The sequence below is a fragment of the Bosea sp. PAMC 26642 genome (assembly GCF_001562255.1).
GTDB lineage: Bacteria > Pseudomonadota > Alphaproteobacteria > Rhizobiales > Beijerinckiaceae > Allobosea.
Genome location: NZ_CP014301.1, coordinates 3,733,953 through 3,754,260, shown reverse-complemented (window position 1 = coordinate 3,754,260; position 20,308 = coordinate 3,733,953). Strand labels below are relative to the sequence as shown.

At 65.9% G+C, this 20,308-nt stretch carries 27 protein-coding genes; 12 read left to right on the top strand and 15 right to left on the bottom strand.

Translation table 11 applies throughout. The features are described from left to right. Positions 1-54: 54 nt before the first annotated feature. The 3 genes from AXW83_RS18065 to AXW83_RS18060 all read right to left on the bottom strand — a co-directional run bounded on the left by AXW83_RS18065 (position 55) and on the right by AXW83_RS18060 (position 1,275). On the bottom strand, positions 55-237 hold the full coding sequence (locus AXW83_RS18065; RefSeq protein ID WP_066615670.1) for a hypothetical protein: 183 nt from the start codon (positions 235-237) through the stop codon (positions 55-57). 217 nt (positions 238-454) lie between these two features. Continuing rightward, the gene (locus tag AXW83_RS26665) at positions 455-718 is read right to left on the bottom strand and encodes a DksA/TraR family C4-type zinc finger protein (protein WP_082767220.1); all 264 of its coding nucleotides are present in this window, start codon (positions 716-718) and stop codon (positions 455-457) included. Between the two features lie 104 nt (positions 719-822). Further along, positions 823-1,275 (bottom strand): DUF1810 domain-containing protein, encoded by a 453-nt coding sequence (locus AXW83_RS18060; RefSeq protein WP_066620749.1) that lies wholly within the window; start codon positions 1,273-1,275, stop codon positions 823-825. A gap of 233 nt (positions 1,276-1,508) precedes the next feature. Between AXW83_RS18060 and AXW83_RS18055 the strand changes: the two genes are divergently transcribed. Genes AXW83_RS18055 through AXW83_RS18045 form a run of 3 tightly spaced genes read left to right on the top strand, consistent with a single transcriptional unit; the run spans position 1,509 to position 2,554 of the window. Beyond that, complete coding sequence (locus tag AXW83_RS18055) at positions 1,509-1,775, top strand: hypothetical protein (RefSeq protein ID WP_066615666.1); 267 nt, start codon at positions 1,509-1,511, stop codon at positions 1,773-1,775. Between the two features lie 2 nt (positions 1,776-1,777). Beyond that, positions 1,778-2,200, top strand: a complete 423-nt coding sequence (locus tag AXW83_RS18050) for a TspO/MBR family protein (RefSeq protein WP_066615665.1) — start codon at positions 1,778-1,780, stop codon at positions 2,198-2,200. A gap of 45 nt (positions 2,201-2,245) precedes the next feature. Continuing rightward, the gene (locus tag AXW83_RS18045; protein WP_066615663.1) at positions 2,246-2,554 is read left to right on the top strand and encodes a hypothetical protein; all 309 of its coding nucleotides are present in this window, start codon (positions 2,246-2,248) and stop codon (positions 2,552-2,554) included. A 13-nt stretch (positions 2,555-2,567) separates the two neighbouring features. Here the strand turns inward: AXW83_RS18045 and AXW83_RS18040 are convergent, their stop codons facing one another. The 4 genes from AXW83_RS18040 to AXW83_RS18025 form a co-directional block, all read right to left on the bottom strand. After that, positions 2,568-3,446: a metallophosphoesterase family protein gene (locus tag AXW83_RS18040; RefSeq protein WP_066615662.1), complete on the bottom strand. Its 879-nt coding sequence runs from the start codon at positions 3,444-3,446 to the stop codon at positions 2,568-2,570. A gap of 142 nt (positions 3,447-3,588) precedes the next feature. Beyond that, the gene (locus tag AXW83_RS18035) at positions 3,589-5,157 is read right to left on the bottom strand and encodes an ABC transporter substrate-binding protein (RefSeq protein WP_066615661.1); all 1,569 of its coding nucleotides are present in this window, start codon (positions 5,155-5,157) and stop codon (positions 3,589-3,591) included. A gap of 56 nt (positions 5,158-5,213) precedes the next feature. After that, positions 5,214-6,131, bottom strand: coding sequence for an ABC transporter permease (locus tag AXW83_RS18030; protein WP_066615660.1), 918 nt, complete (start codon positions 6,129-6,131; stop codon positions 5,214-5,216). 4 nt (positions 6,132-6,135) lie between these two features. Beyond that, a complete protein-coding gene (locus AXW83_RS18025) occupies positions 6,136-7,059 on the bottom strand; it encodes an ABC transporter permease (protein ID WP_066615658.1) in 924 nt (307 codons plus the stop codon). Positions 7,060-7,254: 195 nt separating this feature from the next. Between AXW83_RS18025 and AXW83_RS27865 the strand changes: the two genes are divergently transcribed. The 3 genes from AXW83_RS27865 to AXW83_RS18010 all read left to right on the top strand — a co-directional run bounded on the left by AXW83_RS27865 (position 7,255) and on the right by AXW83_RS18010 (position 9,559). Further along, complete coding sequence (locus tag AXW83_RS27865; protein ID WP_066615655.1) at positions 7,255-8,013, top strand: HAD-IIA family hydrolase; 759 nt, start codon at positions 7,255-7,257, stop codon at positions 8,011-8,013. Then, positions 8,010-8,942, top strand: coding sequence for a MurR/RpiR family transcriptional regulator (locus AXW83_RS18015; RefSeq protein ID WP_082767219.1), 933 nt, complete (start codon positions 8,010-8,012; stop codon positions 8,940-8,942). The genes AXW83_RS27865 and AXW83_RS18015 overlap by 4 nt, the downstream gene beginning before the upstream one ends. Positions 8,943-9,040: 98 nt before the next feature. Beyond that, a complete protein-coding gene (locus tag AXW83_RS18010; protein WP_335339356.1) occupies positions 9,041-9,559 on the top strand; it encodes a response regulator in 519 nt (172 codons plus the stop codon). Here the strand turns inward: AXW83_RS18010 and AXW83_RS18005 are convergent. Both AXW83_RS18005 and AXW83_RS18000 read right to left on the bottom strand, forming a co-directional pair. Then, the gene (locus AXW83_RS18005) at positions 9,556-10,551 is read right to left on the bottom strand and encodes a sensor histidine kinase (RefSeq protein WP_066615651.1); all 996 of its coding nucleotides are present in this window, start codon (positions 10,549-10,551) and stop codon (positions 9,556-9,558) included. The genes AXW83_RS18010 and AXW83_RS18005 overlap by 4 nt on opposite strands. Before the next feature lie 197 nt (positions 10,552-10,748). Further along, entirely contained in the window at positions 10,749-11,807 is a 1,059-nt protein-coding gene (locus tag AXW83_RS18000) for a class I SAM-dependent methyltransferase (RefSeq protein ID WP_066615649.1), read from the bottom strand. A gap of 126 nt (positions 11,808-11,933) precedes the next feature. Here AXW83_RS18000 and AXW83_RS17995 point away from each other — a divergent pair, with 126 nt between their 5' ends. Further along, positions 11,934-12,962, top strand: a complete 1,029-nt coding sequence (locus AXW83_RS17995; RefSeq protein WP_066615647.1) for a GlxA family transcriptional regulator — start codon at positions 11,934-11,936, stop codon at positions 12,960-12,962. A gap of 65 nt (positions 12,963-13,027) precedes the next feature. On the opposite strand, the gene aroB is transcribed toward AXW83_RS17995, so the two are convergent. Both aroB and AXW83_RS17985 read right to left on the bottom strand, forming a co-directional pair. Then, complete coding sequence (gene aroB, locus AXW83_RS17990) at positions 13,028-14,182, bottom strand: 3-dehydroquinate synthase (protein ID WP_236841706.1); 1,155 nt, start codon at positions 14,180-14,182, stop codon at positions 13,028-13,030. Beyond that, positions 14,179-14,784 (bottom strand): shikimate kinase, encoded by a 606-nt coding sequence (locus tag AXW83_RS17985; RefSeq protein ID WP_066615645.1) that lies wholly within the window; start codon positions 14,782-14,784, stop codon positions 14,179-14,181. Before AXW83_RS17985 ends, aroB begins: the two co-directional genes overlap by 4 nt. A gap of 183 nt (positions 14,785-14,967) precedes the next feature. On the opposite strand from AXW83_RS17985, the gene AXW83_RS17980 reads away from it, so the two are divergent. After that, positions 14,968-15,114, top strand: coding sequence for a histidine kinase (locus AXW83_RS17980; RefSeq protein ID WP_066615643.1), 147 nt, complete (start codon positions 14,968-14,970; stop codon positions 15,112-15,114). Next, complete coding sequence (locus AXW83_RS17975) at positions 15,111-16,040, top strand: site-specific tyrosine recombinase XerD (protein ID WP_066615641.1); 930 nt, start codon at positions 15,111-15,113, stop codon at positions 16,038-16,040. Before AXW83_RS17980 ends, AXW83_RS17975 begins: the two co-directional genes overlap by 4 nt. Positions 16,041-16,093: 53 nt before the next feature. Here the strand turns inward: AXW83_RS17975 and AXW83_RS17970 are convergent, their stop codons facing one another. Together AXW83_RS17970 and AXW83_RS17965 are read right to left on the bottom strand one after the other, a co-directional pair. After that, complete coding sequence (locus tag AXW83_RS17970) at positions 16,094-16,414, bottom strand: polyhydroxyalkanoic acid system family protein (protein ID WP_066615640.1); 321 nt, start codon at positions 16,412-16,414, stop codon at positions 16,094-16,096. Between the two features lie 101 nt (positions 16,415-16,515). After that, positions 16,516-16,728: a hypothetical protein gene (locus tag AXW83_RS17965; protein ID WP_066615639.1), complete on the bottom strand. Its 213-nt coding sequence runs from the start codon at positions 16,726-16,728 to the stop codon at positions 16,516-16,518. Between the two features lie 225 nt (positions 16,729-16,953). On the opposite strand from AXW83_RS17965, the gene AXW83_RS17960 reads away from it, so the two are divergent. Beyond that, positions 16,954-17,565: a hypothetical protein gene (locus tag AXW83_RS17960; RefSeq protein ID WP_066615638.1), complete on the top strand. Its 612-nt coding sequence runs from the start codon at positions 16,954-16,956 to the stop codon at positions 17,563-17,565. A gap of 96 nt (positions 17,566-17,661) precedes the next feature. On the opposite strand, the gene AXW83_RS17955 is transcribed toward AXW83_RS17960, so the two are convergent. Continuing rightward, positions 17,662-17,970 (bottom strand): hypothetical protein, encoded by a 309-nt coding sequence (locus AXW83_RS17955; RefSeq protein WP_066615637.1) that lies wholly within the window; start codon positions 17,968-17,970, stop codon positions 17,662-17,664. A gap of 112 nt (positions 17,971-18,082) precedes the next feature. Continuing rightward, positions 18,083-18,340, bottom strand: a complete 258-nt coding sequence (locus tag AXW83_RS17950; protein ID WP_066615636.1) for a hypothetical protein — start codon at positions 18,338-18,340, stop codon at positions 18,083-18,085. A 217-nt stretch (positions 18,341-18,557) separates the two neighbouring features. Between AXW83_RS17950 and AXW83_RS17945 the strand changes: the two genes are divergently transcribed. Together AXW83_RS17945 and AXW83_RS17940 are read left to right on the top strand one after the other, a co-directional pair. Further along, positions 18,558-19,547, top strand: coding sequence for an NAD-dependent epimerase/dehydratase family protein (locus AXW83_RS17945; RefSeq protein WP_066620740.1), 990 nt, complete (start codon positions 18,558-18,560; stop codon positions 19,545-19,547). Beyond that, positions 19,544-20,305 carry an SDR family oxidoreductase gene (locus tag AXW83_RS17940; protein ID WP_066620738.1) on the top strand — a complete coding sequence of 254 codons (762 nt, stop codon included), beginning with the start codon at positions 19,544-19,546 and terminating at the stop codon, positions 20,303-20,305. The genes AXW83_RS17945 and AXW83_RS17940 overlap by 4 nt, the downstream gene beginning before the upstream one ends. Positions 20,306-20,308 lie beyond the last annotated feature (3 nt).

Below are 20,308 nucleotides of genomic sequence, written 5' to 3'. Positions count from 1 at the left end.
TTGAATTCGACGCCCATGAGTCACTGTCGCCGCAGGCGCAAGCGCGGTTCGGGTTCAGCGCCCGCGGCGGCCCGAAAGCGCTGCGATCAGCCCCCATAGTCCCATCAGCCTGCTTGCTCCGCCCATTCGGGTCGCGATGACCGCGAGCACGGCCGATACGAGGCGGGGATGGCGGCCGCTGGCGGCCACCTTGGTCAAGTATGCGCCGATGACCTGGCCCAAAATCAGTCGCAGCATGGTAATTCCTTCTCTCGTAGCCAGTGACCTGGCAGTCCCGAGCCCGTGTAGGCAAACTGGGAGAACACGCTTTGAGGCGGGTGCCACTGGCTGACCCAACCGCTAGAAGCGACCCAGGTTCCTTACGGCGCTGACGCGTAGCCCGTCCCCAAACGTCTGCGCCCAGATCAGCGCCAGCAGCGAGCGCTGCTCGCCCGCGATCTGTGAAACTTCCAGGTTATTTTAGCTGGCTATCTTTGCTGCCGCGGCGATTATAGCCGCTCGATTCCGGACGCCGATCGTGTGCGGACTGGCAGGCGACGCAGGTTCGCGCTCCTGGCATGGCCTGGCGTCGCGCTTCGGGGATCTCGTTACCGCAGTCCTGGCAATGGGTCTCACCGGGACCGTCCGGCAGGCGGGCTCTGGCCAGCCGTACTGCGTCGGTTATGTTGTCGTCGATCTGATCCTGAACGGCTCCGTCTGGAGCCCAGCCGCTTGCCATGATGGTCGCCCGCCACTTTGCTTCGGAATTTCGAGATGGGCATCGCCGACACGCATTCAATGAGTGCCAGATGACAATCGCGGCCGCCGAACGGTACCGGAAGGCTAAGGCGCGTCGGGCCGCGCCATGTGCCGCTGCTCCAGAAGCCTGATCGTGCGAGCGTCTGTCTTTCCGTCGCAATAGCGATCGATCGCCTGACGGAAGACGGTCGCGGGCTCCCCCGCCGCCGCGAACAGCGTCATGCTGGAGCCGAACTTCATATCGTCGGGCGATCCAAAAATCTGGTGAAGCGTTCTCTCCTGTGTACCAAGAACGGCCTCTGTGCACGTAATCAGCCGGCGACCGAGTAGCGGGTGAGCAAGGTAGGCCTTCGCTTCAGCTAGATTCGCGATTCCGAAGTGTTGTGCGGTCGGAGAGATGCCAAGCCCGCGAAGCTGGGGGAAGATGAACCACATCCAATGGCTGCGCTTTTGGCCGGCCTCCAACTCGGCGAGCGCACCAGCGAAGACGTCGTTCTGGGCGATGACGAAGCGATCAAGGTCGAACATGTCAGCCATCCACCGAATGCTCGCGGACAATACCAGGTCCTGCAAGATGGCGTTTGCCCGTTCGATAAATTGGGGGGTGAAGCTAGCTTCGGCGGCAGAGGCTGCCAAATCGATTGTTGCCATGTTCCCCAAGACGTCCGGAAGGGGTGCGCGGCGACCAAGTCACAGCCGGCAGGAACCCGATCAACGCTCGCAGGTTAGGCCCACATTCGCCTCGTATCGGTAGGCGCAGGAGGTCAGCCATGGAAAACGGCTTCAAGGCCATGTCTCAGACAGCTGACATGGACAACGGTGGCGGAGGCGAGAATGACGGTGGTCATGCTGGTGGCGGCAGCACAGCGGATTTGAAGTCCGTTGGCGTCGATGCCAACCACATCACCGAAGCGGCAAACGAGCGCGCCAGCGAACTGCAGCAGCTTATCGTCGAGGAAATCCGCGCTCGGCCGATGCGAGCGTTGGGGTGGGCCGCTGCAGCAGGTGTCGTTCTCGGCTTCTGGGCGGCAAAGTAGCTATGGGCGGCCTGCTGGCATATCTGGCGGCCCAGGCGATTGCCGCCATCAAGCGCAAGACGCTGGTCTATGGTCTCATGTCAGCAGGCGGACTGATCACGATCTTTGCCGCCGGCTATGCGCTGAATGCCGCCTATACGATGCTGATGTTTCGCTATGGAGCAACAGCATCCAGTCTGATTGTTACGGGAGCGCTTCTGACGGTGGCAATCGGCTGTATCGTGGCCGCGCGCATCATCGCCCGGCGACCTCATGTTCCGGCGGCGGCGCGGACCGCTCCCAATCGTGCTCCCTTTCCCAGGCCGTATTCCAGGCAGCGCTTGATTGCACTTGCCGCAGGGTTGGCGGGCGCCGCCAGCACGGGGGTCGCACTCGTTAAATTCCCCAGCTTGCGAACCTTGCTTCGAGGACGGAAACCCAGGTAGGGCCGCGGCGGCTTCCTCGCGTGCGTTTAAAACTGGAGCAGCAAATTGGCCGACGGCAAGCAGGCGTTGCGGCAGGCATTCCGGCGCTTCGAACAGGAAGTGCCGTTATGGCTGGGCTCGGCGCTGCGGTGGCTGCGGCACCCGGCTTCTCGCTGGCTCCGCATACCCGTCGGCGTACTGCTCATGGTGGGCGGGGTATTCGCGATCCTGCCGGGGCTGGGCATCTGGATGTTGCCGCTTGGGCTTCTGCTGCTTGCCGCCGACATTCCGTTTCTTCGAAAACCGATCGCGCGATTAACCTTGTCAGGCGCTGATCATTGGTCGCGCTTCCGAAAGTGGATTAGCGGAACATAGGCATAGGCGGGCTTCATTCGGCGGCCAGCGCCGGCAGCCGCTGGCGCAATCCCGGAAGCTCGCGGAAAGGCTGCAGCGGCGTCATCCAGCGCCGCAGTGTCTGCGCCGCATCGATCCGCGCCGAGAACGGATCCTTGCCATGCACCGTCCAGAAGATGGTCTCGTCGAGTTCGAGCAGGCCCCAGGCGCCCGCTGGTTCCGGCAATGTGGTGAAGCTCTCGGTCAGGGATTGCAGCGTCAGATGCGGAATGCCGTCGACCGTCGTCAGCGTGTTCCAGTGGACATGGCCCGACAGGCAGACGACCGGCACCTTGGCCTGGCGCAGAACGGCGCGCGCTCGCTCCGCGCCGGGATAGGTGGAGAGTTCGGGATTGCGCTCGAAATAGTAGTTTCCGGTCTGGGCATGCCCCGAAATCGGGACATGGCTCATGATCGCGAGAGGCCGGTCGGCTGCGTTGACGGTGGCGGCGAGCCAGAGCAGGTCTTCTTCCCTCAGCACGAAGCCGTCCGGCCGGTGGATCTTGGCATCCGCCGCCCAGAGCACGAGCCGCCAGTCGCCGAGATCGACGACGCGATGGCCAAGCGCCTGACCCAGGATCGCCTCGTTCTCGGCGACGCTCAGATGGTCGCGGTCATGATTGCCGCAGAGATGGAAGCGCGGTGCGGCGATGGCTGCGAAGGCCTCCGCGACCTCGTGCTCGAGGCGCAGATCCGTCGCATGATCGCGGTCGGAAATGCGGTCTCCGAGGTCGATCACGGCGTCGGGCTTCGCCTCCGCGACGAAGCGGCGGAACTCCGCCATCAGCGGCAGGGCGTGTTCGCCCATCTTGGTGAAGCTGTTCTGGCCGTGATGGATGTCGGCGACGAAGGCGAGGCGAAGGGCTTTGCTCATGGCAGGGCTCGGACGGGTTTGAAAGGACGGGGACAGGGGCGCCGTCATTGCGAGCGCGGCGAAGCAATCCAGGGTCGTGGGGCTCTATGCCCTCCTGGTTGCTTCGTCGGCTTTGCCTCCCCGCAATGACGGCGTGAGGCGGTCAGCGGGCGGCCAGCGTCACGCGGCCGGCACGGAAATCGAGCACATAGGGGATGTGCCCGGGCAGCGGCCGCCAGGCGAGCGTGCGCTTCATGCCGTAGGATTCGTAGGGCTGGTAGAGCGGCAGCACCGGCGGATCGTTCTTGATCATCTCCATCAGCCCGGCATAGGCCGTCTTGCGCTCGGCGATGTCCGTCGAGAAGCGGAACTTCTCCCACAGGGCGATATAGGCGGCGTCCGGCTTGAAGCGGCCTTCGCTGGCCGAGTTGCCGGTCGGAGCCCACATGATGCCGAACGCGCCGGCAGGATCGGGGAAATACATCGGGTTAGACCACCCGCGCGCCATCATCGTCGGGTCCGAGCCGGTCCATTGCTCGGTGACGTTGAGCTGCGTCTTGATGCCGACGGCGCCCCACATCTCCTGGATCGCCTGGGCGGCCAGCAGACCGTTGGTGTAGTAGGCGGCCTGGATGTCGTAGCGGATCGGCGAGCCGTCATAGCCGGCTTCCTTGAGCAGCGCCTTCGCCTTGGCCGGGTCGTACTCGAAGGTGTTCAGTTCCGGCATGTAGAGCGGGCCGAACTGGGCGAATGTATGCGAGGTCGGCACCTTCGCCTTGCCGTACCAGAGCGCCTCGTTCAGCGTCTTGCGGTCGATGGCGTAAGACAGGGCCTGGCGCAGCTTGGGATTGGCCATCTTCGGGTTCTGCGTGTTGAAGATGACGACGTGGAAGAGCGGCGTCTGCATGCCCTCGACCTTGAGCTTGGCGTCCGACGCAATCGGATCGAGCTGGTCGGGCGGTACATTGGTGATGAGATCGACTTCGGCATTCTTCAGCGCGGTCAGCCGGCCCGACAGTTCGGGGATGCGCTGGACCGTGACCTTCTGGAACGGTGCCTTCTCGCCCCAGAAGCCGTCATGGCGTTCGTAGACCAGACGCTGGTTCGGCACGAATTCGCTGATCTTGTAGGGGCCGGTGCCGACGGGCCTGAGCGCGAAGGCCTCGAAATCGGCGGGCTCGGCCACATTGGGATCGCCGGTCAGGGCCATGATGTACTTCTTCGGCACAATCATGCCCTGCTGGACATTGAGCAGGGTCTCGAACAGCGGTTCGGGTCTGGTCGCGGTGATCCGGATCGTCTCCGCGTCGACAGCCTCGACCTTGGCCATGTTCGGCAGCGTGTCGCGCTTGCGCACGGTGTAGGGTGGGAAGGTCGAATTGACGATGCGGTCGAAGGAGAAGACCACGTCCTCGGCGGTCATCGGGTCGCCGTTGTGGAAGCTCACCCCCTGGCGGATCTTCAGCTCGATCTCCGTCGGGGAGATCTGCTTCCAGCTCGTGGCAATGCCAGGCTGCCAGACGCTCTCGGCCCGGCTGGCATCCTTGCCGATCAGCGGATCGAAAGCATTGAAGTAAAACTGCGAGCCGACATTGGAAAAGTCGCGGCCGGGGTCAAGCCAGGGCGCCATGTTCTGCACGCCGACCTTGAGCTCCTGGGCGGAGGAGAGCCCGGTCATCGCGGTCGTGGCGAGCGCTGCGGCGAGCGCGGTCTTCAGCAAGGTCTTCAACATGGGTTCAGCCCTTTCGGTTTGAGCATTCAGGTCGGAAGGCTTCAGGCAAAGGCACGTCAGCGTTCGCGAAGGCGCACGTCGAGATGGTCGCGCAGGGCGTCGCCGAGCAGCATCGCGGCCAGGCTGACGAGGACGATCAGCAGCGCCGGCACGGCGACGATCCAGGGCGCCGAGGCCATGTAGTCGCGGCCCTGTCCGACCATGGAGCCCAGCGTCGCGGTCGGCGGCTGGACGCCGAGGCCGAGGAAGGAGAGAGCGGATTCGAGCAGGATCAGATTGGAGAAGTTCAGGCTCGCCATCACTACGACCGGCGAGACGATGTTGGGGATCATGTGCACGGTGGCGATGTGCCAGCGCGTGGCGCCGCAGGCGCGAGCCGCCTCGACGAAGGGCAGTTCGCGTAAGCCGAGAACCTGGGCGCGCACCAGCCGGGCGAAATGTGCCCAATAGGCGATGCCGAGCACGCAGATCAGCACGGCGACGTCGGTACCGGCCAAAGCGATGACGAGCAGCGCGACGAGCGTGAAGGGCAGCGACAGCTTGATGTCGACGAGCCCCATGATCAGCGCATCGGCCCAGCCGCCGAACAGGCCTGCGACGAGACCGAGCGAGACGCCGAGCGCCAGTCCGATCAGCGTGCCGAACAAGGCGAGCGCCAGCGTCAATCTCAGACCATGCAGACAGCGCGAGAGCAGGTCGCGGCCGAGCTGGTCGGTGCCAAACCAGTGCGCGGGATTGGCGCGCTCGAAACCGATGGGCGGCCGCAGCCGTGCCAGCAGTTTCTGCTGGTCGGGCTCGAAGGGCGCGATGGCGGGCGCGAAGATCGCCAGCAGGACGAGCATCAGAGCCAGCACAGCGGCGATCGCGACGAGCAGGGTCACGCCCTGAGGCCAGGCCAGAACGCGGCGCGGCCTGATTGCCGGCGCTGGGATGAACTTGGCGTCCAGAATCTTGGCGTCCAGGATGTCGGTCATCGGCTCACGCTCCCGCAAGACGCACGCGTGGATCGACCAGCGCATAGGCGAGATCGACCAGCAGGTTGACGATGATCACGGCCGAGGCGACGACGAGGACGCCGAACTGCAGCACGGGGTAGTCGCGCCGGATCGTGGCGCCGACGAGCAGATCTCCGATCCCGTTCCAGGCGAAGACGGTCTCGACGACGACCGCGCCCGAAACCAGCGTGGTGATCTGCAAGCCGAGCACGGTGATCACCGGGATCAGCGCGTTGCGCAGGCCGTGTTCAAGGATGATCGTATGCTCGGCCAGCCCCTTGGCGCGGGCGGTGCGCATATAGTCCTGCGACAGGACGTCGAGCATGGCGTTGCGGGTGTAGCGCACCAGCGACGCGACGAAATAGGCCGAGAGTGCCACCGTCGGCATGATGTAGTGCAACAAGGTGCCCGAGCCCGCGCTGGGCAGCCAGTGCAGCGTGTAGGAGAAGATCAGCAGCAGCAGGATGGCGAGCACGAAATTCGGGATGGCATAGCCGAGGAAGGCGGCGAACAGCACGCCGCCGCCGCGCGCCTGCCCGCGCCAGACGGCAGCGAGAATTCCGGCGGGAACGCCGACGCCGATCGTCAGCGCCAGTGTCGCCGCGAGAAGCGAGGCGCTCTGCCAGAGCCGCTCGCTGAAGATGGCCGCGACCGGCCGCCGCTCCATCAACCCGAGACCGAAATCGCCCGAGAGCAGCGAGCGCCAGAACAGCACGTATTGTTCGATGACCGGCCGATCGAGCCCCCAATAGGCGATCATCTCGCGGCGCGAGGCCGCATCCAGGCCTTCGGGCATGAGAAAGTCGATCGGGTTGCCGGTCAGGCGCGTGGCAAGGAACACCACGGAGACGATCGCCCAGAGCGTGATCGCCATGCGCAACAGGCGGCCGCCGAGGAATTCGAGCATGGTCTCTCCCTCCTGCCTCTGTTGCCACGGAGCCCTGTTCCGTCAGCCCCCGACGGATCGATGGCTGCGCAAAAGGGAGTTGAGCAGCGCTTCGTGACAGGACGATGAATTTAGATCAGCCGTATCTCATTTGACACTGAGATAATCTCAGTTCATGGCTTTGTGCTCTTCCCGGTACGATTTCGGATTCGCGCGATGGGCTGGCTTCAGGATGTTGGCGGTTGTCTTGTCGATCTCGACGGCACCCTGGTGCGCGGCCGGCAGGCGCTGCCGGGTGCGAGCGCTTTTCTCGAGATGCTGGAGGGCCGCTTCGTCGTCGTCTCCAACGACGCCGAGCATACGCCACTGGAATTGTCGCGCGGCCTCAAGCGGATGGGGCTGATCGTCGGTCCCCGCAAGATCGTGCTGGCGGGCACGACGGCGCTCGACGAGATCGCGCGCCGTCGGCCGCGCGCCCGCATCCTCATGCTGGCGGGCAAGAGCCTGATGGCCCATGCTCGTGACCTGGGGCTTCTTCCGGTCCAGGCGCGGGCCGACATCGTCTTCCTCGGTCGTGACCGGCATTTCTCCTATGAACGCCTGATGGTCGCGGCCAATGCGGTGCGGGACGGCGCCGAACTCGTCGCCGCCAATCCCGACCTCGTCCATCCCGGACCCGATGACACGGTGGTGCCGGAGACCGGCGCCTTGCTGGCAGCACTATTGGCCTGCACCGGCCCGGTGCCGCATCGCATCGTCGGCAAGCCGGAGCCTGCGCTGTTCGAGGCCGGGCTCAAGCTTCTCGGCCTGCCCAAGCGCGCCGTGATGATGGTCGGCGACAACCCGGCGACCGATGGCGAAGGCGCGCGCCGCTACGGCCTGCGCTATTTCCAGCTTCGTGACGGCGTGTTTCCAGGGACAACGGATCGGCAGCCGGTGCGCGAAGCCGCCGGTATGTTAGCCTCTCAGGCATGACCTCGCCGAATAGCAACTCTACGTCGATCCAGCCCAGCCCAGGCGAGAACGCGGCCGAGAAACGGAAAGGCACCGGGGCGCCTGGGCTCGGGAGTGCGCTCGACCGCCTGCAGGCGTTGCGTGGCAACCTGCCGCCGACCGCAGCGCGTATCGCAGATTTCATGATCGGGCACGCCGCCGATGTGGTGCACATGTCGGTTACCGAGGTGGCCGAGCGCGCCGGCGCCAGCGAAGGCAGCGTTATCTCGCTGTGCCAGCAGCTCGGTGCGAAGGGCTTCCAGCAGGTCAAGATCGCGCTTGCCCGCGATCTGGTGCAGCCGGTTCAGTTCATCCACGAAGATCTTGCGCGCACAGACGACACCGGGACGGTGATCGAGAAGATCTTCCGCAGCGATCTCCAGGCCCTCCACGATACCATGAAGGTGCTCGACACCGGTGCGATGGAAGCCGCGGTCGCCGCGATCCTGAAAGCGCGACGTGTCGAGCTCTACGGCATCGGCAGCGCCGCCCCGATCGCCGAAGACGCCCATTATCGACTGCTGCGCATCGGCGTCGAGGCAAAAGTGGTGGTCGATTCCCATATCCAGGCGATCAGCGCCTCGCTGACCGGGCCGGATGTCACCGTGATCACGATCTCCCATTCCGGCAGCACCCATGAGACGGTCTCGGCCACGAAGCTCGCCAAGGAAGCCGGCGCTACGACGATCTGCATCACCAATTTCGGCAAGTCGCCACTGCTCGCCTTTGCCGATATCGTGCTGCACACGATGGCGCGCGAGACCCATTTCCGCACCGAGGCGATGACGAGCCGCATTGCCCAGCTGGCGATCATCGATGCGCTGATCGCCTGCTTGTCGCTCGCAGATTACGACAAGGCGCTGGCGACGATCGGCAAGACCTTCGACGTTCTGTCCGCCAAGCGCTTCTAAAGCGACCGGCAACGAGTGAGTCAGCAGGACGTCGTCGGCCCCGGCCCGTGACCTGTTACTGCGTTTTTCCTCCACAGTCGGATAAGCATTTGTCCCGCGTGGGAAGCAGCTGCGGTGTCCGGCTTGCACGTCAGAAGCCAGCCGGGCGCATGGCAACCTGTCGGTCAATGGCGGTGGATAGGACGAGCCTGTTTCTTTACACGCGCGTGCAACTATCCTTTTCGGGCAACGTTGACCCATCTGTCAGCGAGTTTTTGTGCATGTCGAGCCTGGTCGTCCTAGTCGTCGAAGATGATGCCATGATCCGGATGGACGTCGTGTCCATGATCGAGGACGCCGGCATCGAGGTCGTCGAGGCGAGCAATGCGGACGAAGCGATCCTGCTGCTGGAGTCCCGCCCCGAGATCACCGTCGTCTTCACCGACATCGAGATGCCGGGTTCGATGAACGGACTGAAGCTCGCCTTCGCCGTGCGTGACCGCTGGCCGCCGGTGACCATCATCATCGCAAGTGGCCGGATCCGGCCCCAGCCGGACGAGATGCCCACGGATGTCACGTTCCTTCGGAAGCCGTATTCGGAGGCGTCCGTCATGGAAGCCGTGCGGCGCGCCGCCTAGTCGGCCAGTTTCGCGGCCTTGAGCCGCAGCGTCACGATGACCCCCTCGGGCGACCAGTTGTAGTCGATCGAACCGCCCAATTGGCCCGAAATACTGCGCACGACGAGGCGGCTGCCATAGCCGCCGGCGCCGTTGGGCGGTTCGACTGTGGGACCGCCCCGCTCCGTCCAGACGATCTTGATCTCGTCGTCTTCCGAGAACCCGGAGACGTCGAGGGAGCCTTCTTCCGCCGACAGCGCTCCGTATTTCAGCGAATTCGTCGCAAGCTCATGGATGACGAGCGCCAGCGTCGTCGCCGCGTTTTCGCCGACGCCCATGCGCGGGACGGCAACCCGGATGCGCCCGCTGAAGGCGCCCATGTCCTCATAGGGAGAGAGCAGAATCGACAGCAGGTCTCCAAGCAGAGCCGCCTGACCCTGATGGCCAGGGAGCGGTCGTACCAGGTCATGAGCGCGGCCGAGCGCTGCCAGCCGGCCTGTCAGTTCGGTCGCCATCTCCTTGGCCGTCGTGGTCGCTCGCGACGAGATCTGGGTCAGGCCCGAGGCGATGGCGAGGAGGTTCTTGACGCGGTGGCTCATCTCTCCGGCAAGCAACTCATGGCCTTCCTCAGCCTGCTTGCGTCCGGTCACGTCGAGAAAGACCCCGTATGCCAGCCCTTTGTGCAGATGGGAATCGTTGCCGATGCCGCGCGCTGAAATCCAGCGGATTTCCTCATCGATGATGATGCGGAAATCGATCTCATAGGCCCCGACGATGGCCCGCGTCGCCGTGAAAGCAGCCCGGACCCGATCCCGGTCGGCGGGGTGGATGCGGGCCGACAGATCCTCGAATTTGATCGGCTCTTCGTGCGGCACGGCCCACAAGGCGTATCCCCGTTCGTCCATTGCGAACCCGTCGGTCTCGACGTTCCACGACCACAGGGCGACCCCGGCGGCGCTGATCGCGCGGCGCAGGTTATCGGCGTTCCACGACTGTGGGTTGTCGGTCGGCATGATGACACTCGGTGAACAGTAACGGCGGAATTTCGGTATAGTAGCAGTAGAGGCCGGCGTTCCCTATGTCTTTAGATGATGCTGGAAAAGCAGATTATGGTCGTTTTTCGGCCCTCCGGATTGCGTAGTTGATGCCAGCTTCCGATCGTCCTTCGGATGTTCAGGGCGCCACGGCTCCCTGAACATCCGGAATCGCGTTACCGGCGCGCCTCGATGATCAGATTGAACGGTGTCTCGACCGCCCTGCGCACCGTGCCGAACCCGGCCGTGTTCAGGATTGCCTCGAGCTGACTCGGGCCCGCCTGGGCGCCGAGAACGTGAGTGCCGTTCTCCGATATCGCGTGGGCGCAGCACATGGTCGTCGATCCGGCATAATAGAGCCGTCCGACCGGGTTGATGTTGTCCTCGACGCGATCCCCGGCGAACGGCTCGATCAGCATGAGCGTGCCGTCCTCGGCCATGGCGGTCGCCGCATAGCGCACTGCTTCCACAGGCCGGCCCATGTCGTGCAGGCAGTCGAAGAAGCAGAGCAGATCGTAGCCACGCCTGGCATAGGTATCCGCCTTCTCGACCTCGAAACGGACGCGATCCTCGACACCGGCCGCACGGGCCACCTGGCGGGCGACGTCGATCGATTCCTCGTGCATGTCGAAGCCCCAGAACCGGCTCTCGGGAAAAGCCTTCGCCATCAGCACCGTGGAGTGACCATGTCCGCAGCCGATATCGGCGACCGTGGCGCCCTTCTCGAGCTTGGCCGTCACGCCGGAGAGCATGGGAAGCCACTCGTTGACGAGGTTCGCGCTGTAGGCGTTCCGGTAGAATGCGCCGATGCCGCAGAACAGCCGCTCGTCATGCTCGCCCCAACTCACGCCCTTGCCCGTTTTGAACGCGGCGAGCGTCTTCGGTTCGTCGGCCCACATCGACGAGACGATCTCCCAGGCATGGGGCAGAAAGACCGGGCTCAGCCCGTCGGCAAGGACCATGGCCTGCTCTGGCGTCAGCTCGTAGGTCCTGGATGTCGCGTGGTAGTCGATGTAGCCGCCGGCGACCTGGGAGTTGAGCCATTCGCGGACGTATCGCTCGGCGCAGCCGCTACGTCTTGCAACCTCCTGTGAGCTCAAGGGTCCGGCGCCCGCCATGGCCTTGTAGAGGCCGAGCTTATCGCCCAAACTCACCATGACGCCGCCATATCCGGCGGAGATTTCTCCGATCAATCGCTCGACGAGGCTGCCGAGCTTCTGCTGATTCACGGTCATTGTTCACTCCATTCTTGCGTCTCGCGCCCTCTGCGCCGAGGCTCGACAGCAGGATGGCGATCGGCCGTGTGGTGCGGGAGTGCGAGACGAGCCAACGGCGGTTCGTTGGTGCCAGGAGATCTTCGAATGTCAGCGACGACACGACCGCTGCATGTCAGCCTGGTTGCCATCCCGGATGCGGTCATATCGACCCTCAGCGGGATCTATGACGTGCTCGGCGCATTCCGGATGCTCGGACGTACCGAGCCGTCGCTGCCTGAGGAGCCGCCGTTCACGGTCGAGATCGTAGCGGCGGAACGCGGCAGCGTCGCGCTTGCGAGCGGTCTCGCTGTGGAGGCTCACATGGCGGTCTCGGAGGTTGCCGCGACGGATATCATCATCGTGCCGTCGGTCCTGCTGCGGCCCGGCGGCTGGGTGCCCGGCCGCTATCCCGAAATCGTCGAGTGGGCCCGGCACATGCATGGCAAGGGCGCACTGCTGTGCTCGGCCTGCTCAGGCGTGTTCCTGCTTGCCGAGACCGGCCTGTTCGATGGCCAGGAAACCACCGTGCACTGGGCTTATGCCGAGCCGTTTTCCCGTGCGTTCCCGCATGTGCCGCTGCGGCCCGATCGCGTGCTGGTGGTTTCGGGGGCGCGCGAGGAACTCGTCAGTTCCGGGGCCTCGATGACCTGGCACGACCTCGTGCTCTATTTGATCGCTCGCTATGTCGGCGCGACGGCAGCGCAGACCGTGGCACGTTCCTTTGCGCTGCAATGGCACCACGACGGGCTCGCCCCCTACATCGTCTTTCAGGGCCGGACGGATCATGGCGACGCAATTATCGCGGACACGCAATCCTGGCTTGCGGCGCACTTCTCCGTTGCGAGCCCGGTCGAGGAGATCGTGCGGCGTTCGGGGTTGGCCGAGCGCACATTCAAGCGGCGTTTCACCGAGGCGACGGGCTTCGCGCCGATCGACTACGTTCAGCGCCTCCGCATCGAAGACGCCAAACGTCGGCTCGAACGGACCGATGCGCCGGCCGACGAGATCAGCTGGAAGGTCGGCTACGAGGATGCCGCCTTCTTCCGCAGGTTGTTCAAGCGGGTTACCGGGATGACACCGGGGGCTTACCGCCGGCGCTTCCAGGTGCCGGCCTTCGCCCGCGCCACAACCTAAAGCTCCACAACCGCGCTCGTGCGTCGGCCGTCTCCACCAGAGCGGCCGTCACGAAGCGTCGTCGGTCAGTCCGCCGCCCCTTTCATCACAAGCTCGTCTTCCACGAAGGCCCTGACCTCGTCGGCCGCGACGCCCGGCGCGATGAAGCTCTTGCCGATGCCGCGGGCGAGGATGAAGGTCAGCGCGCCGCGCTTGACCTTCTTGTCCTGGCCCATGGCGGCGACGATCTCGTCGGCGCTGCCGGCTCCCCCGGGCACCTGCTGAAGAGTGCTCGGCAGGCCGACGGCATCGAGATGGCGGCCGACGCGCACGGCGTCCTGACCGGGACAGAGGCCCAGGCGCTGCGAAAAGCGGAAGGCGAGCGCCAGACCGATGGCGACCGCCTCGCCATGGACCAGCCGCGTGGAATCGTATTTCGTCAGACGTTCGAGCGCGTGCGCGAAGGTGTGGCCGAGGTTGAGCAAGGCGCGGTCGCCGTCCTCGCGCTCGTCGCGGGCGACGATCGCCGCCTTGGCGCGGCAGGAAACGGCGACGGCATGGTCGCGCTCCGGACCGCCGGCGATGATGCGGCTCCAGTTGGCCTCGCACCAGTCGAAGAAATCGGGATCGCCGATCAGGCCGTATTTGACCACCTCGGCATAGCCGGCCTTGAATTCGCGCTCGCTCAGCGTGTCGAGCAAAGCGGTGTCGGCGATGACCAGCGCCGGCTGGTGAAAGGCGCCGATCAGGTTCTTGCCGTGACTGGAATTGATGCCGGTCTTGCCGCCGACGGAGGAATCGACCTGGGCCAGCAAGGTCGTGGGAATCTGGACAAAGCGCACGCCGCGCCGGAGTACGGCCGCGGCAAAGCCGGTGAGATCGCCCACCACGCCGCCGCCAAAGGCGACGACGAGATCGTCGCGCTCGATCTTCGCCGCCAGCAGCGCGTCGCAAAGCGACACGAGTTGCGCATAGGACTTGGTGGCCTCGCCGGGCGGGACCACGATCCGCGTCACGGCGATGCCCTCCTGATGGAAGCAAGCCTCCAACGCTGGCGCATGAAGCGTTGCGACGGTCTCGTCGGTGACGAGCGCGACCTTTGCGCCCGGCGCCAGCGCGCCGATCAGGGCCGCAGCCTCGCAGAGCTGATGGCGGCCGATCTGGATATCGTAGGCGCGGCCTTCGAGTGCGACCGGCACGACGATGCGCCCGCCCGGCGTTTCCGTCCTGGTGATATTCACGAAACGGTCCGTTCCGGCTGCGGCGACCGAAGATACCGGTCGAGCGCGAGGATGGCATCCTCGACGACGACCTCATGGGGGACGTCGCGGGAGGTCAGGGTCAGGTCGGCCAGCGCGTAGACCGGCTCGCGCTCGAGCAGCATACGCCGCAAGGTGGCGTCGGGGTCGGCGGTCTGCAGCAAAGGCCGGTTCGAGCGCTTGCGCACGCGGCGCATCAGCACGTCGGGCTCGGCTCTGAGCCAGATCGAGATGCCGAGCTCAGCGATACGGCCGCGCGTCTCGGCGTTCATATAGGCACCGCCGCCGGTCGCGAGAACGAGCGGTGCGCGCGTCGTGAGGATGCGGCTGATGACGCGACGCTCGCCGTCGCGGAACTCGGTCTCGCCGCGCTGGGAAAAGATCTCCGGGATCGTCATGCCGGCGGCGGTCTCGATTTCGGTATCGGCATCGACGAAGGACAGGCCGAGTCGGGCGCCCAGCCGGCGACCGACCGAGCTCTTGCCCGAGCCCATCATGCCGACGAGCACGATGGCGCGCTGCCCGAGCGCGGCGCGCAATTCCGTCCGGTCGATCGTTTCGATCGTGTCTGCGTTCATGCTCATGACGGCGTTTCCCGAAGCCGCTTTAGCATGAGCAATCCGGCGGCGTCATGCCCCTGTCACGGGGAAACCGGCGTCGGTTTCGGGCTCGCGCGCGACCATGCCCTTGCGTCCCGCCATCCGCATCGGGAATAACCGTCAGGTCCCGACTCAAGGGGCTCGCATTTTGCCGAGGATCGTCGCGCCGTGCCGACGCTGTTCAGATTCGTCGCCTTCCTCGTCATCCTGGCCGGGCTCGTCTTCGGCGGCATGATCGCGCTGGTCACCTTCGTGACGCCGGAGCCGCGCGAGATGATCGAGGTGGTGCCGCCCGCAAAGCTGCAGCCGCGATGAGCCGGCAGGCGCGGGCGCGGCTCAAGGCCTTTCTCGACATGATGGCGGCCGAGCGCGGCGCGGCCCGCAATACGCTCGACGCCTATGAGCGCGATATCGAGGACTATCTCGAATTTTTGGGCGGGCGCGAGCTGACCGAGGTCGTCGCCGACGATATCCGGGGATGGCTCGGCGATCTGGCGGGGCGTGGGCTTAAGGCATCATCGAGCGCGCGGCGGCTGTCGGCGGTGCGGCAGTTCCACCGCTTCCTCTATACCGAGGGCCTGTCTCCCAAGGACCCCTCCGCCGCGATCGAGGGGCCGCGCCAGGGCCGGCCGCTGCCCAAGGTGGTCTCGGTCGGCGATGTCGACGCGCTGATCGAGGCCGCCAGGTGTGCGGCCGAGCGGGAGGGACTGACGCCCGCCGCACGGGTCAGGGCGCTGCGCATGCGCTGCCTGATCGAGATGCTCTATGCGACGGGCCTGCGCGTTTCGGAGCTGATCGCGCTGCCGCTCTCGGCCGCGACGACGCGCGAGCGCTTCCTGGTTGTGCGCGGCAAAGGCGACAAGGACAGGCTGGTGCCGCTGAACGAGGCGGCGCGGCTGTCCGCTCAAACCTATCTTGGGGCGGCGCGGGAGGCCGGGGCTGCGGAAGGGCGCTGGCTGTTTCCCTCCGATGGCGAGAGCGGGCACCTGACGCGGCAGGCCTTCGCGCGCGATCTCAAGAGTCTCGGCGCAGCGGCGGGGTTGTCACCCTCGGTCCTAAGCCCCCATGTGCTGCGGCACGCCTTTGCCAGCCATCTGCTGCAGAACGGCGCCGATCTCCGGGTGGTGCAGGAGCTGCTCGGCCATGCCGACATCGCGACGACGCAGATCTACACCCATGTCCTCGACGACCGGCTGAAGAGCATGGTGCGCGACCTCCACCCGCTGGCCGACGAGGGCTGATCGGTTCAGATGGTCGCGGCGGCCGAATGTTCCGTGCGAAGCGGGGCTATAGGTCAGGCCTTGGGTTTTTCGAGCAGAATCCGGCCCTGCCGTTCGACACCCAACTTCAGTTTTTCGGCGAATACGGCGAGGATCCAGGGCAACATGACCTCGACCCGCACCAGGGTTTCCTCGACCGCAAGCGAGCCCCGGACAGTTTGGCCCAGCGCCGCGACGCCGAACTGAAGCGTGTCGCCGGTCCAGGTCTCCTCGACGAGCTGCATCCTGACGAGGCCGAGCTTGTCGCGAACGCGGTCGATGCCGCCGCGCAGGCGCGCGACTGCGGCTTCGCGGCCGAGATCATGGGAAACGGTGATGCTGACGGGCTTGGCCATGGCGTCCTGCGATCGATGCCGGGGCCATTATCAATGGGGATCGTTCGGCAAGGTTTCCAGAGCCGGTGCGAACGGCGCGTGTCGGACCGGCTTCCGGCTCGTCAAGCTTTGCGGGTGCTCAGCGCGTCCCGCCCGTTGCGGGTGACACGCCAGCGATCGCCCAGCGGTTCGACGAGCCCCCGCTCGCTCAAGCCGAGAAGCATCTCATCGTCGAAGATGAAGTGGCTCGTCTCATCGCCAACACTTTCAAGCGCGATCCATTCGGGATCCGACAGGATATCCGAATGCGCGGTCTGGAGGTGCTGCAGATCCATGAGCGTCTCCTCTCGATTGAATCAAGTCGAAAGCCTCACATCCAATGGTGGCTGCGCGATGGCCGCAGCCGGGCCATAACAAGCCGCTGTCTTCAAGGAGCCGATGAGGGGAGCGGGGTGCCTGCGGAAAGCTTGAGAGCAGCGGCTGTTTTCTGACGGCTAACGGGAACTCTCGCGGCGATGCACCGTTCTGAGGGACACAGCTACCTGAAATGGAGGTCCGCGATGGCGACCATGAGCAAGTTCCCGCCCGATGTCCCGAAGGATTGGGACGAGGCCAGCGACGAGATCGAGAACGCCACCACCGGCCTGCGTGCCAAGGCTGCCGACATGGCCGACAAGGCGACCGAGACGGTGAAGGACGGCTACTCCCGCGCCAAGGATGCGATCGTGGAGATGGACCCGGTCGAGACTGCGCGCGAAGGCGGCGAGGCCGCGATGCGGGCGGTCGAGCGCCATCCGGTAATCGCCTTCGGGCTGGGCGCGCTGAGCGTCGGCCTGATCGCATGGTCGGCGCTAAGAACGCCGCCGGCAACGAGTTGGGAGCGTTACGAGCCCGAGTTCAACCGGCTGCGGCGCCTGTTCGGCGATTACGGCAACGAGGCCGCCAAGTCGAGCGACAGCGCCCTGAAGACCGGCCAGCAGTGGCTGAGTTCATATGGTGGTGATGCCCGCGACTATGCCGAACATGGCAGCCGCCTGATCGCGAACCGGGCCCAGAAAGAGCCGATCGCGGCGCTGCTGGGCGTGGGTATCGCGGTTTATGTGATCGGCTCGCTGCTGACGTCGTCGAGCGAAGCCGCGCCGGCCCGCAGGCGCGCCCCAGCCAAGCGCTGACACGACCCGGTCGTACGAAAAAGGCCCTGCGGCGCATTACGCGCCGCAGGGCCTTTTCATGACCGGCCTGCCGAAGATCGGCGCCGGTTGCGGCGATCAGTAGTAGTAGCCGCCGTAGTAGCCCCGGCCGTAGTAGCCGCGGCCGTAGTAGGGCCGCGAGGCTGCCCCGACGATCGCCCCGCCGACGACGCCGGCTGCGACACCGGCCGCGACCGCGTTGCTGGCGTCGGCATTGGCGCGGCGGTTCTCGGTGTAGTTTGCCGAGCGGCACTGCTGGTAGGCGCGGGTGCCGGGACGGAAGCCCTGGGACTCGCAGGTGATCTCGGCGTCGACGAGGGACTCCGTCCGGGTCTGGCAACCCGCCAGCACGGCTGCTACGGCCCCAACGATCAAAATTGTACGCATGTGACTTCCTCTTTTGCCTCCCAATCGCGGCCGCGACTAAAATCCACGCGTCAGGTCAGGTCAAGGACAAGTATGGTCTTAGGTTAAGCCTCGGCGATCCGATTTGCGCGGATCAGACGGCCTTTCGCGCGGGCTTCTCGGCGGCCTTGCCGGAGCGTTCGAGACTTTCGATCTCAAGCGGCGGCATGCCGGATTTCTCGGCGATGAGGCGATCCTGCTCCATGATGGCGTCGCGGGCCGGATCGTCGCCGTCGAGGCCGCCGAGCAGCGCGGTCGGGACGCGACGGTTGGAACGGCGCGAGCCATCGACATAGACGACGTCGAACATCACGAACTCCGCTTCGAGCGGTTTCGATTTCTTGCGGGCCATGGTCGATCCTCTTGCATGTTGGCAAGACCGGCTCGAGGCTGCGGTCTCGCGGGGGCCGGGCACTGTTCAGACACGAGGGCCGGCCCGGCACGTCGCGGGCACGCCTAGACCATGGATCGCGTCAACGCAATGCGGCGCGACGGCGCTTGTCGGGCGCGGCGCGAGCGGGCAGTTTCGTCTGATGCCGGCGCTTCTGCCGCCTTCGCGAGGTGGGTTTGTGAGAGTCCTGATTTTCGGCGGCGTCGGCTTCGTCGGTCTCAACATCGCCGAACGCTTCCTGCGCGCCGGGGACGAGGTCGTGCTGTTCGACCGCGCGCCGCTGCCCGAGACTGCGCGCGCCGCCTTCTCCGGTCTGTCCGGGGCCCTGACGGCGATCGTCGCCGACGTCACCGACGCCGCGGCTGTAACCGAGGCAATCGTGCCGGGCGTGGACGTCGTGGTGATGGGAGCGGCGATCACGGCGGGCTCGGCCCGCGACGCCGCCGATCCCGAGGCGATTCTGCGGGTCAACCTGCTGGCGCAGGTGCCGATCCTGCGTGCGGCCGCGGCATCCGGGGTTCGCCGCGTGATCAATCTGAGTTCGGCTGCCGCCTATGGCGCGGCCGGGGAGCGCGAGCCCGAGCTGACCGAAGAGACGCCGGGCGATCCCGCCGGGCTCTATGCGATCACGAAATGGGCGAGCGAACGGGTCGGCAATCGGCTCGGCGGGCTCTGGGGCCTCGATGTCGTGAGCCTGCGGCTCAGCGGCGTGTTCGGGCCGTGGGAGCGGGCGACCGGCGTGCGCGACACGCTGAGCCCGCATTGCCAGATCCTCGCCGCCGCGGTCGCCGGCGAAGCCGCGATCCTGCCCCGTCCCGGTTTGCGCGACTGGATCTACGCGCCCGATGTTGCAGATGCCGTACATGTCATCGCCGGCGCCCCGACGCTGCGCGAGCGGCTCTACAACATTTCGACCGGCCTACGCTTTTCGGCGCTCGACTGGGGGATCGCGCTGGCGAAAGAGTTTCCCGGCTTCCTCTGCCGGCTGGCGGAGGCCGGCGAGGAAGCGACGATCGACCTCCATGGGCCGGGCGACCGGGCGCCGCTCGCAGTGACGCGGATGGCGGACGAGTTCGGCTGGCAGGCGGCGACGAGTGGCGCGGAATCGGCGGCGCATCTGGCGGCGTGGTGGCGGGCGCATGGCGTTCGATCGGAGGCGTCGCGATGAGGTTGCCGGGCAAGGTCGCGCTGATCACGGGGGCAGGTTCGGGCATCGGCCGGGCGACCGCGCTGCTGTTTGCCATGGAGGGCGCGCGAGTCGCGCTCGTCGATCGCGATGCGGAGGGGGCAGCGGAGACCGTTGCCGCCGTCGCGGCGGCCGGCGGGGAGGCGATCTCCTGCGTCGGCGATGTCGGCGAGCCCGATTTTGCCGAGATGGCGGCGGAGGGCGCGCTGACGCGCTGGGGGCAAATCGACGTGCTGATGACGGCGGCCGGATTTTCTTGCGGCGGTACCGTCACCACGACGAAGCCCGAGGACTGGGACGCGGTGTTCCGTGCGAATGTCGGCGGCACCTGGCTGTTCGGCCGTGCGGCGATCCCGGCAATGCAGCGGCAGGGCGGCGGCTCGATCATCACGCTCGCCTCGCAACTGGCGCTGGCGGGCGGGCGCGGCAACAGCGCCTACATCGCCGCCAAGGGCGCGATCCTGAGCCTGACGCGGACGATGGCGCTGGACTATGCCGCCGACCGCATCCGCGTGAACGCGATCGCGCCCGGCGCCATCGACACGCCGATGCTGCGGCGAAGCTTCGCCCGCCATTCTGATCCGGAGCCGATCCGCGAGGCCTCGCGCAACCGCCATGCACTGAAGCGCTTCGGGACCGCCGAGGAGATTGCGCAGGGCGCGCTTTATCTCGCCAGCGACGAGGCCTCCTTCACCACCGGCACGACGCTCGTCGTCGATGGCGGCTGGCTTGCCGCTTGAGAA